The sequence below is a fragment of the Cellulomonas taurus genome, from assembly GCF_012931845.1.
In the GTDB taxonomy this organism is placed as follows: Bacteria; Actinomycetota; Actinomycetes; order Actinomycetales; family Cellulomonadaceae; genus Cellulomonas; species Cellulomonas taurus.
In genome coordinates this window covers 3,196,053-3,209,961 of record NZ_CP051884.1, presented here as the reverse complement: position 1 = coordinate 3,209,961, position 13,909 = coordinate 3,196,053, and the positions used below count along the sequence as shown (strand labels likewise).

General features: G+C 73.4%; 11 protein-coding genes. 8 read left to right on the top strand and 3 right to left on the bottom strand.

Annotation, left to right across the window (positions count from 1 at the left end; translation table 11 throughout):
- The first annotated feature begins 43 nt into the window (after positions 1-43).
- The 5 genes from HGK68_RS14885 to HGK68_RS14865 all read left to right on the top strand — a co-directional run bounded on the left by HGK68_RS14885 (position 44) and on the right by HGK68_RS14865 (position 5,846).
- Positions 44-796, top strand: coding sequence for an ABC transporter ATP-binding protein (locus HGK68_RS14885; RefSeq protein WP_169166667.1), 753 nt, complete (start codon positions 44-46; stop codon positions 794-796).
- Positions 793-2,169 carry an FtsX-like permease family protein gene (locus HGK68_RS14880; RefSeq protein WP_169166666.1) on the top strand — a complete coding sequence of 459 codons (1,377 nt, stop codon included), beginning with the start codon at positions 793-795 and terminating at the stop codon, positions 2,167-2,169. Before HGK68_RS14885 ends, HGK68_RS14880 begins: the two co-directional genes overlap by 4 nt.
- Before the next feature lie 64 nt (positions 2,170-2,233).
- Positions 2,234-3,172 carry a serine/threonine-protein kinase gene (locus tag HGK68_RS14875; RefSeq protein WP_169166665.1) on the top strand — a complete coding sequence of 313 codons (939 nt, stop codon included), beginning with the start codon at positions 2,234-2,236 and terminating at the stop codon, positions 3,170-3,172.
- A gap of 62 nt (positions 3,173-3,234) precedes the next feature.
- On the top strand, positions 3,235-4,446 hold the full coding sequence (locus HGK68_RS14870) for an alpha-hydroxy acid oxidase (RefSeq protein WP_169166664.1): 1,212 nt from the start codon (positions 3,235-3,237) through the stop codon (positions 4,444-4,446).
- Positions 4,443-5,846 carry an FAD-binding oxidoreductase gene (locus HGK68_RS14865; RefSeq protein ID WP_169166663.1) on the top strand — a complete coding sequence of 468 codons (1,404 nt, stop codon included), beginning with the start codon at positions 4,443-4,445 and terminating at the stop codon, positions 5,844-5,846. The genes HGK68_RS14870 and HGK68_RS14865 overlap by 4 nt, the downstream gene beginning before the upstream one ends.
- A gap of 165 nt (positions 5,847-6,011) precedes the next feature.
- Here the strand turns inward: HGK68_RS14865 and HGK68_RS14860 are convergent, their stop codons facing one another.
- The 3 genes from HGK68_RS14860 to HGK68_RS14850 are packed head-to-tail and all read right to left on the bottom strand — an operon-like array spanning position 6,012 to position 8,613.
- Positions 6,012-6,665 (bottom strand): methionine ABC transporter permease, encoded by a 654-nt coding sequence (locus HGK68_RS14860; protein ID WP_169166662.1) that lies wholly within the window; start codon positions 6,663-6,665, stop codon positions 6,012-6,014.
- The gene (locus HGK68_RS14855) at positions 6,662-7,708 is read right to left on the bottom strand and encodes a methionine ABC transporter ATP-binding protein (RefSeq protein ID WP_169166661.1); all 1,047 of its coding nucleotides are present in this window, start codon (positions 7,706-7,708) and stop codon (positions 6,662-6,664) included. Before HGK68_RS14855 ends, HGK68_RS14860 begins: the two co-directional genes overlap by 4 nt.
- Before the next feature lie 5 nt (positions 7,709-7,713).
- Positions 7,714-8,613 carry a MetQ/NlpA family ABC transporter substrate-binding protein gene (locus tag HGK68_RS14850; RefSeq protein ID WP_169166660.1) on the bottom strand — a complete coding sequence of 300 codons (900 nt, stop codon included), beginning with the start codon at positions 8,611-8,613 and terminating at the stop codon, positions 7,714-7,716.
- 475 nt (positions 8,614-9,088) lie between these two features.
- On the opposite strand from HGK68_RS14850, the gene HGK68_RS14845 reads away from it, so the two are divergent.
- From HGK68_RS14845 to HGK68_RS14835, 3 genes are all read left to right on the top strand, one after another.
- Positions 9,089-12,487, top strand: coding sequence for a DNA polymerase III subunit gamma and tau (locus tag HGK68_RS14845; protein ID WP_169166659.1), 3,399 nt, complete (start codon positions 9,089-9,091; stop codon positions 12,485-12,487).
- Positions 12,488-12,531: 44 nt separating this feature from the next.
- On the top strand, positions 12,532-13,131 hold the full coding sequence (gene recR, locus HGK68_RS14840; protein ID WP_169166658.1) for a recombination mediator RecR: 600 nt from the start codon (positions 12,532-12,534) through the stop codon (positions 13,129-13,131).
- A 172-nt stretch (positions 13,132-13,303) separates the two neighbouring features.
- The gene (locus HGK68_RS14835) at positions 13,304-13,909 is read left to right on the top strand and encodes a DUF5063 domain-containing protein (protein WP_169166657.1); all 606 of its coding nucleotides are present in this window, start codon (positions 13,304-13,306) and stop codon (positions 13,907-13,909) included.

Genomic DNA, 13,909 nt, shown 5'->3' with positions numbered 1-13,909 from the left:
GGGGCGACGACGGGCCACCCTGCCGATCGGGAAGCTGGACGGCATGAGCCAGTCGATCCCCTCGCCCCAGCCACCGGTCCCCGCGCCGAGCCAGCCGATCCCCGGCGGCCCGCCCGCCGGGCCCCGCCTCGCCGCCCGCGGGCTGATGAAGCGGTTCGGGCCGACCGTGGCCCTCGCGGGGGTGGACCTCGACGTCGCCGCCGGGGAGTCGGTGGCCGTGATGGGCCCGTCGGGTTCCGGGAAGTCGACGCTGCTGCACTGCCTGGCCGGGATCCTGGTGCCGGACAGCGGGGCCGTCCTGCTGGAGGGCGCCCAGGTCCAGGCGATGAACGAGCGGGAGCGGTCGATGCTGCGCCGGCAGCGGTTCGGCTTCGTGTTCCAGTTCGGGCAGCTGCTGTCCGAACTGCCCGCGGTGGAGAACGTGGCGCTGGCACCGATGCTGAACGGGACGCCCCGCAAGGAGGCGATGGCCCTCGCCGCCCAGTGGCTCGGGTCGCTGGGGCTGGCCGGGATGGAGGATCGCCGACCGGGCGAGCTGTCCGGCGGGCAGGCGCAGCGGGTCGCGGTGGCCCGGGCGCTGATCACCGGACCGCAGGTGGTGTTCGCCGACGAGCCGACCGGCGCGCTGGACCAGGCCACCGGCCACGACGTGATGCGGGTGCTGACCTCGACCTGCCGTCTGGCGGGAGCCACGCTGGTGGTCGTCACCCACGACGCCCAGGTGGCGGCCTGGTGCGACCGGCGGATCGAGGTCCGCGACGGTCGGGTCGTCGCCGACGTGCGGCGGGCGGCATGAACGCGGTCCTGGCTCTGGCACCCCGACTGCGCCGGGCGGGTGGCCGGGACGACCGGCTGACCACGGCGCTCGCGGTGGCGGCCTTCACGGTGACCACGGCGCTGACCCTGTCGGTGATCGGCGGGCTGCTCGGGTTCATCGGCCGCAGCGACCACCCGGTGGGGGCGTATCAGGAGGAGCTGGCGCAGTCCTACGTGATCTTCGCCTGGGTGGCGGTGGTGCTGCTGATCGTGCCGCTGCTCACCCTGGGCGGCTCGGCGGCACGCCTCGGGGTGTCCCGCCGGGATGCGCGGTTGGCGACCCTCCGGCTGCTCGGGGTCACGCCCCGCGAGGTGGTGGTGCTCACGGTGCTGGAGACCGCCTGGCAGGGGCTGCTCGGTGCGCTGATCGGATCGGTCGGGTACCTGGCGCTGCTGCCGGTGTGGAGTCGGGTGCCGTTCATGGGCTCGCCGCTCAGCATGGGTGAGCTGTGGGTGGGGCCGTGGGTGCTGCTGCTGACGATCCTGGTGGTGCCGGTGCTGGCCGCCATCAGCGGCATGGTGTCGCTGCGCCGGGTCGTGGTGTCCCCGCTGGGGGTGGCCCGGCGGCAGACCCCGCCCGGGCTGCGGGCGGTCCGTGCGGTGATCGCGGTGGCGGCGATGGGGTCGTTCATGGTGGCGACGCTGATCTCCGGGCTGCCGTTGGTCGCGTTGGCGATCGTGCTGCTCGGCACCCTGGCGCTGGGTTTCGCGGCGATGAACCTGATCGGCCCGTGGGCGTTGGGGCTGGTCGGCCGGTTGCAGGCGAAGATGGCGCGCACGCCGGCACAGTTGCTGGCGGCCCGGCGGCTGGTCGACGACCCGCGGGCGGCCTGGCGGGTGGTCGGCGGGCTGGGCCTGGCCGGGTTCGTCGCCGGGGCGCTGGCGGTGGTGCCGCTGCTGGCCTCCTCCGGTGGCGACCAGGAGATGGTGTCGGGTGATCCGACCTCGACCGCGACCTTCTCCGGCGATCTGATGCGGGGCGCGATGCTCACCCTGGTCATCGCGTTCCTGGTGGCAGCGGCCGCCGCGGGGATCGGTCAGGCGGCGACCGTGCTGGATCGTCGTCGTGAGTACGCCTTGCAGGTGTTGGCCGGGACGCCGGTGGAGCTGCTGGACCGGGTCCGCCGACGGGAGATTCTGGTGCCGATGCTGCTCGTCGGGGTCGGCTCGGCCGCCGCCGCGCTGGTGATGATGTCGCCGGTGTTCGGATTCGCGGGGCTGAGCGACCCGAGCGGACTGATCCTGCTGTTCGGCTGCTTGACCGGTGGCTGCCTCCTGGTGCTCGGCGTGACCGAGACGAGCCGGCCGTTGCTCCGTTCGGTGTTGGCCGAGACGCAGGTCAGGCCGGACTGAGCCGGTTCGCCGCGCGGATCCCGGCCCGCGCGGGGATGCTGGGGGCGTCCAGAAGGAGGCGCGTGTGACCGCTGCCCAACCGCAGGAGCCCCAGACCGCCACGGTCGATGCGGGCCTCGTGCTGCTCGACGGCGGGCTGAGCGACGCCGCCCCGGTGCAGCCGGAGCCGCTGCCCGAGGGTGGTCTGCTCGGTGACCGCTACCGGGTCGGGCCGTTGCTCGGCAGCGGCGGCATGTCCGACGTGCACCGGGGGCACGACACCCTGCTCGGTCGGGAGGTCGCGCTGAAGATCTTCCGTGGCCGGGGTGAGTCCCATGCCGGGCGGCAGCGCGAGATGCGGCTGATGGCACGGTTCAGCCACCCGGGTCTGGTCGCGGTCTTCGACGCCGGGAAGGTCGAGGACGGTCCGGCCGCCGGGCGGCACTACCTGGTGCTGGAACTGGTGCCCGGATCCACCCTCGCCCAGGTGTTGCAGCCCGGTCCGCTGGCGGTGCCGCTGGTGGCGAAGATCGGCGCGGACATCGCCGAGGCGCTGGCCTTCGTGCACGAGGCGGGGGTGGTGCACCGGGATGTGAAGCCGGCGAACATCCTGCTGCCGCCGGGGGTGCTGGACGAGGAGGCCGAGCCGGGTGATCCGCTGACCGCCCCGCGTGCCCGGCTCGCCGACTTCGGGATCGCCCGGTCCACCCGCGACCACCCGGCCAGCACCGTGGACCACCGTGGCACCCCCGGGTACCTGAGTCCGGAGCAGGCGATGGGTGCGCCGCTGGCACCGCCGTCGGATGTGTACGCGCTGGGTCTGGTGCTGCTGGAATCGCTGTCCGGCGAGCGGGCGTTCACCGGCACCCCGGTCCAGCAGGCCTACGCCCGCACCCGGCACGCGCCGTCGATGCCGGAGCACCTGCCCGCGGAGTGGCGGAAGCTGCTGACCGCGATGACCGCCCTCGAACCGACCGCCAGGCCGTCCGCCGCCGCGGTCGAGGCGGAGCTGCGCGCGCTCTGACCTGCCCGTGCGGGGGTGAGATGGGCCGCCGACCGGCGGGCGGGCAGCGCTACGGTGCTGCGATGGCACGTCGCTTGCAGACCTGGTCCGAGTTGAAACCCCTGCTGCGGATGCGTCCGCTGGAACTGGACCCGGTGGCCAGACGACTGTCCCGGGCGTACACGGTGCGGGACCTGCGCCGGATCGGTCGTGCGCGGACGCCCCGGTCGATCTTCGACTACGTGGACGGCGCGGCGGAGGCCGAGGTGTCGATCCGCAAGGCCCGCCGGGTGCTGCGCGACGTCGAGTTCCAGCCGAGTGTGCTCCGCGATGTGGGGTCGGTGGATCTGGGCACCACGCTGCTCGGTCGTCGGGCGGAGGCGCCGTTCGTCTACGCGCCGACCGGTTTCACCCGGCTGATGCAGCACGAGGGCGAACCGGCGGTGGCCCGATCGGCGGCGCGCACCGGGGTCCCGTACACGCTGTCCACGATGGGCACCACGTCCATCGAGGGCCTGGCGGAGGCGGCGCCGGAGGGCCGGAACTGGTTCGGGCTGTACGTCTGGAAGGACCGGGCGGCGGCCGAGGAGCTGATGGACCGCGCCCGGACCGCCGGGTACGAGGCGCTGGTGATCACGGTCGACGTGCCGGTGGGTGGCGCGCGGCTGCGGGACAACCGGAACGGGTTCTCCATCCCGCCGACCCTCACCGCGAAGACGATCCTGGACGGCGCACTGCACCCGAACTGGTGGATCAACTTCCTGACCACCGAGCCGCTGCGGTTCGCCACCCTGGACTCCTGGCAGGGCACGATCGAGGAACTGGCCTCGCACATGTTCGACCCCACGGTCGAACTGGACGACCTGGCCTGGGTGCGGTCGCACTGGGACGGGCCGCTGGTCGTCAAGGGCGTGCAGACGGTCGCCGACGCCGAGCGGGTGGTGGGTGCCGGGGCGGATGCCGTCGTGCTGTCGAACCACGGTGGTCGGCAGCTGGACCGGGCACCGGTGCCGCTGACCCTGGTGCCGGAGACGGTCGCGGCGGTGGGCGACCGGGCCGAGGTCTACGTCGACACCGGCTTCAGTTCCGGCGCGGACATCGTCGCGGCGCTGGCGCTGGGGGCGAAGGCGGTCATGCTCGGCCGCGCCTATCTGTACGGGCTGATGGCCGGTGGTGAGCGCGGGGTCGACCGGGTCGGCCAGATCCTCACCGCCGAGATCGCCCGCACCCTCCGGCTGCTGGGCGTGCAGTCGGTCGACCAGCTGACCCCCGATCACGTGAGGTTGCCCCGATGAGCTCCGCCCTGGATGCCCTGGATGCCCTGGATGCCCTGGATGCCCTGCGCGCCGCCCTGCCCGAGGATGCCGTCGTCACCGACCGCGAGCGGCTGACCGCCCGCGCGCAGGACGGCTCGGCGACCGCCCCGACCGGCGACCCGCTCGCCCTGGTGCTACCCGCCGACACCGCGCAGGTCTCCGCCGTGCTGCGGGTCGCCCACGCCCACCGGGTGCCGGTGGTCCCGCAGGGCATGTTGTCCGGACTGGCGGGCGGGGCGAACGCGGTGCCGGGCGCGATCCTGCTGTCCACCGAGCGGATGACGGCGATCCACCGGATCGACCACGTCGATCAGGTCGTGGTGGTGCAGCCGGGTGTGGTCACCAAGGACCTGGTGGACGCGGTCGCCGCGGAGGGACTGTTCTACCCGCCGGACCCGGCGTCGTACGCGATCAGCACCATCGGCGGCAACATCGCCACCAACGCGGGCGGGATGCGCTGCGTGAAGTACGGGGTGACCCGGGACTTCGTGCGGGCGCTGGAGGTCGTGCTGGCCGACGGCACGGTGATCCGCACCGCGCCGGGCACCGTGAAGGCGGTGGCCGGGCTGGACCTGACCGGGCTGATGATCGGCTCGGAGGGCACGCTGGGCGTGGTGACCGAGGCGACCCTGGGTCTGCTGCCCGCCCCCGGGCCGGACCGTGGTGTGGCGGCGACCTTCGACTCGATCACCGCCGCGCTGGAAGCGGCGAACACCGTGATCGCCAGCCCGCACCGGCCGTCGACACTGGAGTTCGTGGACGGGGTGGTGCTGGCAGCGCTGGCCGCCCACGACCCGGACGCCGGGCTGCCGGTGGGGGCGCAGGCGATGCTGATCGCGATCACGGATGTGCCCGGCGACGCCGGGTCGGCGGACGTGGAGGCCTACCGCCGGATCGCCGAGCAGCACGGGGCGCTCGCGGTGGACGTCGCCCACGACCCGGAGCGGCTGCACCAGCTGATGGCCGCTCGCCGGGCGCTGAACCCGGCGATGCGCGCGATCCGCGGGGGCTCGGTGAACGAGGACGTGGCGGTGCCCCGCACCCGGCTGCCGGAGCTGCTGGACCGGATCGCGGAGATCGCCGCGCAGACCGGGCAGCCGATCGGCACCGGCGGTCACGTCGGGGACGGCAACCTGCACCCGGTGATCGCCTTCGACCCCGCCGACCCGGCCCAGGTGGCCGCCGCCCACGACGCGCACACCCGGATCCTCGGCCTGGCGGTCGAACTCGGCGGCACGGTCACCGGGGAGCACGGGATCGGCGTCGAGAAGCGCGGCGCCCTCCCCGGTGAGCTCAGCCCCCGCGTCCTGGACCTCCAGCGCGGGATCAAGGACGTCCTCGACCCGCTGGGCATCCTGAATCCGGGCAAGAAGCTCTGACCGCGCCGAGGTCGGCAGTCCGGGCCAATTCCGGTCCGGCGGACTGCCGACCTGGGGCGCGGACTGCCGACCTGGGGCGCGGGCTGCCGACCTCGGGCGCGGGCTGCCGACCTGGGGCGCGGACTGCCGACCTGGGGCGCGGGCTGCCGACCTGGGGGCCGCGGGTCAGCGGCGCAGGACGCGGCGGGCCAGCCAGTTGCCGGCGAACTGCGCGACCTGGACCAGCAGCACGATCACGGCCACCGCGGTCCAGGTGACCTCCGGGGCGTAGCGCTGGTAGCCGTAGACCAGCGCGAAGTCGCCGAGTCCACCGGCACCGATCGCACCGGCCATCGCGGTCATGTCGATGATCGCGACGAACAGGAAGGTGTACCCGAGGATCAGCGGCCCTAGGGTCTCCGGCACGATCACCCCGGCGATGATCCGCAGCGGTCCGGCACCCATCGCCCGGGCCGCCTCGATCACACCGGGGTCCATCGCCACCAGGTTCTGCTCCACGATCCGGCTGGTGCCGAAGGTGGTCATGATCGCCAGCGCGGGGATCGCCGCGCCGATGCCGATCGACGTCCCGGTGATCGCCAGGGTCAACGGCTGGATCGCGGTGATGAAGATGATGAACGGGATCGGCCGGACGATGTTCACCAGGACGTTCAGCACGTAGAACACCGGGCGGTTGGACAGCAGGTTGCCCGGCCGGGTCACGTACAGCGCGATGCCGAGCAGCAGTCCGGCGATGCCGCCGATGACCAGCGCGGCGATCGCCATCTGCAGGGTCTCGCCGATCGCCGTCCACAGCACCGGCCACAGGTCGTCCCTCATGCGGTCACCTCCCGGTGTTCGACGACCTCGGTGTGGCCGCGCAGATCGGCGAGCAGGGCGTCGATCCGCTGGTCGTCGCCGGTGAGGGCGAAGGTGAGCGAGCCGAGCGGCCGGGAGACGACCTCGGTGATGCCGCCGTAGACCACGGCGCCGTCCACGTCGTGTGCCCGCAGCCGTTCGGTGAGCGAGATGCCGGGATCGTGGTCGGACTCGCGGATCGCCACCGTGACCAGTCGTCCCGGGTGCCGGGCGCGCAGGCGTTCCACCACGTCGGGCCGGGGCCGGTCGTGCAGCGCCGAGCCGATGAACCGACGGGTGATGGGCTGGGCGGGGCGGGCGAAGACGTCGTAGACCGACCCCTCCTCGACGACCTTGCCCCGCTCCATCACGGCGACCCGGTTGCACAGGTAGGAGACCACCGACATCTCGTGCGTGATCACCACGATGGTGACGCCGAGCTCCTGGTTGACCCGGCGCAGCAGGTCCAGGACGTCCTTGGTGGTCTCCGGGTCGAGGGCGCTGGTCGCCTCGTCGGCGAGCAGCAGGGCGGGGTTGGTCGCCAGCGCCCGGGCGATGCCGACGCGCTGCTTCTGCCCGCCGGACAGCTGGTCCGGGTACTGGCGAGCCTTGTCGGACAGGCCGACGAAGTCCAGCAGCTCGGCGACCCGGGCGGCGCGCTTCTCCCGCGACCAGCCGGCCACCTTGAGCGGGTAGCCGACGTTCCCGGCCACGGTCCGGGACCGGAGCAGGTTGAACTGCTGGAAGATGAAACCGATCCCGGCACGGGCCGGTCGCAGCCCACGCTCGGAGAGTTCGGTCAGGTCCACACCGTCCACGACCACCCGGCCGGAGGTGGGACGTTCCAGGGCGTTGATCAGGCGGACCAGCGTGCTCTTGCCGGCGCCGGACCACCCGATCACGCCGAAGACGTCGCCCCGCTCGATGTCGAGCGAGACGCCGTCGACGGCGTGCACCGGGTCACCCTTGGTGGAGGACGCGGCGAAGACCTTCGTCACGTCCTGCAGGGAGACCATGGTCGTCATGGCGCTCAGCCCGCGTCCCGGACCAGGTCCTGCAGCTCGGTCAGGCTGGTCGAGAGCTCCTCGGTGGTCAGGTCCTGCTCCACCGCGGTGCCCTTGTTGGACTCCAGCACCTGGTCGATCACCTCGGGGCGGTGGTAGATCTCGACCAGCTTCGCGAACAGCGGGTTGTCCGCGTCATCGGCCCGGGCGGCGAAGACGTTGACGTACGGCCGTGCGGTGTCGGTGTCCTCCAGGTCGGAGTAGATCGCCGAGGTCGGGTCGATCTTGGCGTCGGCGGCGAAGTTGTTGTTGATCACCGCGGCGTCCAGGCTGCGCAGCTGCACCGAGGTCTGGTTCGCGTCGACCGGGACGACCTGCACCCGGGAGGCGTCGGTGTCGATCTCGGCCGGGGTGGACAGCGCGTTGCCGCCGCCCTTGAGGCTGATCAGACCGGCCGACTGGAGCACCAGCAGCGCACGTGCCTGGTTGGTGGCGTCGTTCGGGATCGCGATCTGGGCACCGTCCGGGATGTCGTCCGGGGTGGCGTAGCCCTTCTCGGTGTAGAGACCGAGCTGGTAGATCACGGTGCCGCCGATGGCGACCAGGTCGTCGTCGGAGTTCACGTTGTAGTTCGCCAGGAACAGCAGGTGCTGGAACTGGTTCAGGTCGAGCTGGCCGTTGCTCAGCGCCGGGTTGGGCTGCTGGTAGTCGGTGAAGTTCTTCAGCTCGACGGTGATGCCCTCCTCGGCCGCCAGCTCGGTGAAGGTGTCCCAGTAGTCCTTGTCGATGTCGGTGACACCGATGGTCACGGTGACCGGGTCGTCGGTGGACGCCTCGGTCGGCACTGCCTCCGGCGAACCGGAGGAGCAGGCCGCCAGCACCGCGAGGGTGACGGCGGTGAGGGCGGCGGTCAGGGTGCGCTTCATGGTGGCCTTCCTGAGGGGAACCGGCGGTGCTGGGCACGGAGGTCGCCGGTGAGGTCGGGGTGGAGCGTCGTCGGACGGCGCGGGTCGGCGGTCCGGCGAGTGGCCCTGATCGGCGACGGCGATCCGCTGCCCTGTTCAGGTCAGGGCGGCTGCCCGGCCGCAGGTCGGCGGCGGGGCGGGGATCGGTCGGACCGGGGCCCGGGTGCTGCGTGGCAGCGTCAGCACATTCGCTGACAGGCGCCCTTCCGGCACATGCAGACACACATCGACCCAGCCGTGGTGCGGCTGTGGGGGGCGATGTAGCTGCTCACGTGCTCGACTCCTGTCCCAGGCGGGGGCGGACGGCCTGGACCATAACAGCGATCTCGACCCTCGGTCATGACTGTCTCACCCCCTGGGTGGCTACCGTCTCGTACCCGACCGGGTTCCGCCACCGCTCTGATCTGTGTCGGTCGGGCCAACTACAGTTCACGGCGTGACGACCGCCCTGTACCGCCGCTATCGGCCCGAGACCTTCGCCGAGGTCGTCGGGCAGGACCACGTCACCGGGCCGTTGCGCCAGGCCCTGCGCAGCGGGCAGATCAATCACGCCTATCTGTTCTCCGGACCGCGCGGCTGCGGCAAGACGACCAGTGCCCGCATCCTGGCCCGCTGCCTGAACTGCGCCGAGGGTCCGACCGACACCCCGTGCGGCGTCTGCCCGTCCTGCGTCGAGCTGGCCCGCGGCGGCCCGGGCAGCCTGGACGTGGTGGAGATCGACGCCGCCAGCCACGGTGGTGTCGACGACGCTCGTGACCTGCGCGAACGCGCCACCTTCGCCCCGGCGCGCGACCGCTACAAGGTGTTCATCCTGGACGAGGCGCACATGGTGTCGCCGCAGGGCTTCAACGCGCTGCTGAAGATCGTCGAGGAGCCGCCGGAGCACGTGAAGTTCATCTTCGCGACCACCGAGCCGGACAAGGTGATCGGCACCATCCGGTCCCGCACCCACCACTACCCGTTCCGGCTGGTGCCGCCGGAGATCATGACCGACTACCTCGGCCAGATCTGTGCCACCGAGGGCATCGCCACCGGGTCGGGCGTGCTGCCGCTGGTCGTCCGGGCCGGCGGCGGGTCGGTGCGTGACTCGCTGTCGGTGCTGGACCAGCTGATCGCCGGTTCCGGCCCACAGGGACTGGTCTACGAGGATGCCGTCGCGCTGCTCGGGTACACCCATGCCTCGCTGCTCGACGACCTGGTCGACGCCATCGCCGCCCGCGACGGCGCGAGTGCGTTCCGGGTGGTCGAGCGGGTCATCTCCACCGGTCACGAGCCGCGTCGGTTCGTCGAGGACCTGCTGGAACGCCTGCGCGACCTGATCGTGTTGCAGGCCTCCGGCGAGGCGGCCGACGCGGTGCTGCGGGACATCCCCGGCGACCAGCTGACCCGGATGCGGACCCAGGCCCAGCACCTCGGTGCCTCCGAGCTGTCCCGCTCCGCCGACCTGGCGAACGCCGCCCTCACCGAGATGTCCGGCGCGACCTCGCCCCGGCTGCACCTCGAACTCCTGATGGCCCGCCTGTTGCTGCCCGCGATGGACGACTCCGCGGCCGGACTGGGTGCGCGGGTGGACCGGTTGGAGCGGACCGGGGTGACCGGTGGTGGTGCTCCCGCGCAGCCGGTGGCGACCAATCCGGTGACACCGGTGACCCCCGTGGAGCGGGTGGCCGTGGTGACCGCCCCCGTCGACGGTGGTGCCGGGGCCTCGCCGGAGACGGCGGCGAGCGGTGCCGCACTGGCCCGCGCAGCGATGGCGGCCGCCGGTCGTGGGGACGCGGGCACGCCGGTGCGCGCACCGGAGCCTGCGACGACGGCCCCGGCCCGCCCGCAGGACAGCCCCGCGGCCTCGGCCGACGATGCCGGCACCGCCACGGCCCCCCACAGTGCGGGGCTGGCCGCGAGCCCGGCCGACGGGCCTGTCCCCGCCACGGCACCTCCCAGCGCAGGGCGTGCCGCGAGCCCTGCCGACGGGCCTTTCCCCGCCACGGCACCCCAGGGCGCGGGCCCAACCTCGGCCCCGGCCAACGATGCTCCCCTCCCCGCAGCAACGCCCGAGGACGCGGGCGACCGGTCACCCGAGGCGCCAGTGACGACGGGGGAGGCGGACGACGCCGACATTGCTGACGGACGAACCCAGGACGCCGCGGGCGCGATGGACGAGTCGGCCGCGGCCACGGCCGTCGCCCCCGCCGACTCGGCCCCCGCCGGGCGACAGGATGCCCCCCGCCGGGAACCGGCAGGCTGGGAGGACGTGCCCGCCGCCCAGCCGGTCGCGGTCGTCACCCCCCAGCCGACCGCGCCGCTGACCGAGGTCGAGTCCGACCCGGTGGCGGCCACCGCCTCGGTGCCCGCCGGGGGCGCCCCCGCCGACCCGGGCCCGGCGCCGACCGCCCGCACCGGTGCCGGTCAGGACACCGAGATGCTGCGCCGCCGGTGGCCGGAGGTGCTGGAGACCCTCGCCGGTCTGAAGAAGACCACCTGGGTGCTGATCAGTCAGAACGCGCAGGTCATCGAGCTGGATGCCACCACCCTGAAGCTCGGTTTCACCGCGCCCGGCCTGGCCACCGCGTTCCGGAACGGCCCGCACGCCGAGCTGGTGCACCAGGCGGTGCGCGAGACGCTGGGCTTCGACGTCCGGGTCGAGGGCGTCCTCGCCGGCGACGGCCCGGCCGCGCGCCCGGAGGCTGACCGACCCGCAGCGGCAGTGCCGTCGGCTCCGGCCCCCGAGGCGACGGCGGCACGTGCCACCGGGACCGCGCGGGAACACGACAGCGCGCCGACGGCGACCCCGGTCGACGGTGGCGACGACGACGCACCGGCGGACCCGTGGGCGCAGGCGACTCCGGCTGAGCCGTCGGACGCGACCGCGCGCGACGGTGGGACGCAGGAGGCTGCCGGTGCGTGGCCGGAGGTCGCCCCCATCCCCGGGAGCAGCGGCGGATCGGCCACCGCCAGCCCGAGCACCGTGGACGGGTCGATGCCCACGGCGGACGGTGCCGCGGCGGCAGGCTCGTCGAGCGACACCGACTGGCCCGCTGTGGCGCCGATCCCCGGTGACGCGGCGTGGTCCGAGGCGGATGCCGACTCCGCTCCCGGTGCTCGACCCGCCACGGCAGCGGTCGACGACGCCGACGCGGGGCAGCCCACGGCCACCGGGCACGACGGCCCCGCCGATGCGGCCCTCCGGGCCGCCGCAACCCCGGAGCCGACCGTCGACGCGTCGCCTGCCGCAGCCGTCGAACCGCGCCCGGGCGTGCGGACCGACGCCGTCGAATCGCGCCCGGGTGTGCGGACCGACGCCGGTGAACCGCGCCCCGGCGTGCGGACCGACGCCGGATCCGCGGGGGACGACCGAGTGGCCGCGGCCACCCGCGACTCGGCGCGGGAGCTCGACCAGGAGCCGCCCCTCGCCGACGAGCCGCCCCCGCCGTGGGACGACCCGGAGGACCCCGGGATGCCGGAGCCGCCAGAGGACCCGTGGGCCGCGCCGTCCACCGCGCCGCGGGCCGCCACCGCCCCGACCGGCACCGCTCCGAGCGCCGCCGCCCCGACCGGCACTGCCCCGACCGGCACTGCTCCGACCGGCACTGCTCCGAGCGGGTCCGGCGCGGGTCGCCCCCCGACCCCGGGCGCGCCGTTGAGCGGAGCCGACCGGGTCCGGGCGGCGATGATGCGCGAGCCGGTCACCGTCACCCCGACCCGGACCCCGAACTGGGCGGATGACGAGCCCTCGATGGACGACCCGGACATCTCCGCCTCGGGCATGGCCGGGATCCAGCTGGTCGCCCAGGCGCTCGGCGGGGTCATCATCGAGGAGCAGATCGACGACCAGTAGTCGGCGGGACCGCGGGTGTGGGTCCCGGGCCGTAGGCTGTCCGCGTGTATGAGGGTGCCGTCCAGGACTTGATCGACGAGCTCGGCCGCCTGCCCGGCGTCGGGCCGAAGAGCGCGCAGCGGATCGCGTTCCACATCCTGGCGGCGGACGGCGAGGACGTGAAGCGTCTGGTCGACGCGCTCACCGAGGTCAAGGCCCGGGTCAAGTTCTGCACGGTCTGCGGCAACGTCGCCGAGTCGGACCTGTGCCGGATCTGCCAGGATCCGCGCCGGTCGCCCGCAGTGATCTGCGTGGTGGAGGAGCCGAAGGACGTCGTCGCGATCGAGCGCACCCGGGAGTTCCGCGGGAAGTACCACGTGCTCGGCGGCGCGATCAATCCGATCGCGGGGGTGGGACCGGACGATCTGCGGATCAAGGACCTGATGACCCGGCTGGCCGATGGCACCGTCACCGAGGTGATCCTGGCGACCGACCCGAACGTCGAGGGTGAGGCGACCGCCACCTACCTGGCCCGGCTGCTGGTGCCGATGGGGCTGACGATCAGCCGCCTGGCCTCCGGACTGCCGGTGGGTGGTGACCTGGAGTACGCGGACGAGGTGACCCTGGGCCGCGCGTTCGAGGGTCGCCGTCGCATCTCCGCCTGACCGCGCACCCGAGGCGCCTTGCGCACGGGGTGTGCCGACGGGCGGCCCCTCGGCGTCGTGCGGACTCGCGTTGCGGCGCCCGCGCGGGGGATGTCCTGACGGGTGGTCGTCGTCGGTCGGTGTCGTGCGCGCTCGCGCTGCGGCGCCCGCGCGCGGGGTGGACGATGGCCGCATGACCCCCGGTGAGCCGCAGCCGCAGATCGACCCCGCCGACGCTGGTGACGACGCCGCCGACCTGCTGGAGCTCGCGGCGGCGACCGACACGGTGGCGCGCCGGTTCCTCAGCACGGTGACCGAGGTCGGCGCGGGGTCGAACCCGGACTCCGCCATCCCGCTGCTGCTGCTCGCGGTCTCCGATCTGCTCGCGGTGGGTGCCCGACTGGGGGCGATCGTGGACGTGGTCCCGGCGGAGCGCTTCGAGCCGGATGTCGGCCCGGACCCCGATGTCGAGCCGCTGCGGGCCGCGCTGGCGAACGCGCTGGAGGGCATCGACGAGTACGCGGAGGTGGTGGACCCGCTGATGGGTGCGGAGCTCACCACCTCAACCGTGTCCGGTGATCTGGTCGCGGTGGCACAGTCGTTGGCCCAGGGCCTGCGGCACGCCGAGGCCGGCGGGACCCTGGAAGCGCTGTGGTGGTGGCAGTTCAGCTACCTGTCGGTGTGGGGCGACCGGGCGTCCAGCGCGCTGCGGACCCTGATGAGCCTGCTCGGTCACCTGCGGCTGGACGTGGACGACGACGTGGCGGCCGAGGCCGAGTACGACGCGCTTCAGCGCTGA